Origin of the sequence: Streptomyces pinistramenti (genome assembly GCF_020564935.1) — a bacterium.
Lineage (GTDB): Bacteria > Actinomycetota > Actinomycetes > Streptomycetales > Streptomycetaceae > Streptomyces > Streptomyces pinistramenti.
On record NZ_JAJCXB010000132.1, the window covers coordinates 1 to 1,070 of the forward strand.

General features: G+C 64.7%; 1 protein-coding gene. It reads left to right on the forward strand.

Going from position 1 to position 1,070, the window contains the following annotated elements:
• The first annotated feature begins 200 nt into the window (after positions 1 to 200).
• On the forward strand, positions 201 to 1,031 hold the full coding sequence (locus LIU39_RS34695) for a helix-turn-helix domain-containing protein (RefSeq protein ID WP_227050965.1): 831 nt from the start codon (positions 201 to 203) through the stop codon (positions 1,029 to 1,031).
• The last annotated feature ends 39 nt before the right edge of the window (positions 1,032 to 1,070 follow it).

Sequence of the window (1,070 nt, forward strand, 5' to 3'; positions counted from 1 at the left end):
GCCCGCTCCTCGGCCACCCCGACAACGGCACCACGCCGGGCGGCACAGACGTAGAGCACCGCCGGAACAGCGGAAGCCTTTTCGGTCATAAGAGCCCTCCCTAACTCTTGGTAGTGACTCCACTACCGGGGCGACTCAGCGTGGCCTACAGTCGAACCGTCTTCAACTTGCGCCGAATGAGCGGGGAGTTGGTATTCAGGATGGTCAACCGCAAGGAATTGGATCCCGAAAGGTCGCCCCGTGCGCGCTTCGGACAGCTGTTACGTGCACTGCGGGACGAACGCGGCTGGACGCAGGACGAGCTGGCGGAGCGCACGGGGTGCTCGGGCACGCACATTTCGGCCGTCGAAACTGGCCGCCGACCTCCAACTACCCGCTTCGCAGCGAGTGCTGACAAGGCCCTTGGCTCGGGCGATCGGCTACAGCGTCAGGCGCGGGCCGTGCGTCCCACAGCTCTTATCGAAGGGCTTCCGGAGTTCGTCACGCATGAGGCGAGAGCCGCAGAAATCCGGCTGTATGAAGTGGGTGTCATCCCGGGGCTGCTCCAGACCCCGGAGTACGCGGCGGTCCTCGCGGAGAGCGCCGTCAGACGGGGAGCGATCACGCCCGATCAGGCACGCGAGCGGATCAACCTCGTTGCGGAACGACAAGCCGCGCTTGTCCGGCCGCGCCCGCCGTTGATCTTCGTGGTGCTGGACGAGGGGTGCATCCGTCGCCCCGTCGGCGAACCAGCAGTGATGGAAGCTCAGTTGGCGCGCCTCATCGAGTTCTCCGAGCTGCCGAACTCCGTGCTTCAGGTCGCCCCGTTCGGAATGGGGGAACGCCGTTCCTTCGACCTGCCCGTCTACGTACTGACGATGCCGGACCGCTCGCTGATGTCGTACGCGGAGTCCGCACAGCGGGGACACCTTGAACGCGACAACCAGACCGTGATCCCCATACTGACCGCCTACCATCAACTACAGGCCGACGCGCCTTCCCAGGCGGATTCTGTGGCCATGATCGAACAGGTACGAAAGGGCACTCCGTGACGACCGAAACCCCCCGTTGGTTCAAGTCCTCCTACAGCA

Bases quoted from the DNA above. Each gene is read 5' to 3' on its own strand.
- LIU39_RS34695 (WP_227050965.1), top strand. From the start codon at position 201: ATGGTCAACCGCAAGGAATTGGATCCCGAAAGGTCGCCCCGTGCGCGC.